Raw genomic sequence first — 260 nt, 5'->3', positions numbered from 1 at the left:
ATCGAGAACGTCTCGTCCGGCGGCGTCATCCAGGGCACCATCAGCGGCACGGCCGGCACGGGAACGTTCGTTGCAGCCGGCGGAACGCTCAACGTGCTGGCCGGCGGTTCGGCCAGCATGATCAACGTGTCCGGTACGCTCAATGTGCAGGGCAAGATCACCAGCAATGTCAGCATTCAAAGCGGCGGCCACGAGATCGTCTCGGCAGGCGGGACCGGCACCAGAGCCCCCCGGGCCGCGGCCGCCATCTCAGGGGTGGG

The 260-nt window shown here is 67.7% G+C and carries 1 protein-coding gene; it reads left to right on the top strand.

The genetic code is table 11. The annotated features are described in order from the left end of the window. Nucleotides 1-260 (top strand): hypothetical protein (locus tag FNJ47_RS47030; RefSeq protein WP_206685425.1); only part of this gene is annotated, 260 nt, incomplete at both ends.

Origin of the sequence: Bradyrhizobium uaiense (genome assembly GCF_010811875.1) — a bacterium.
Taxonomy (GTDB): domain Bacteria; phylum Pseudomonadota; class Alphaproteobacteria; order Rhizobiales; family Xanthobacteraceae; genus Bradyrhizobium; species Bradyrhizobium uaiense.
Note: the sequence above shows the minus strand (reverse complement) of the source record. Positions and strands in the feature narration are given on the sequence as shown.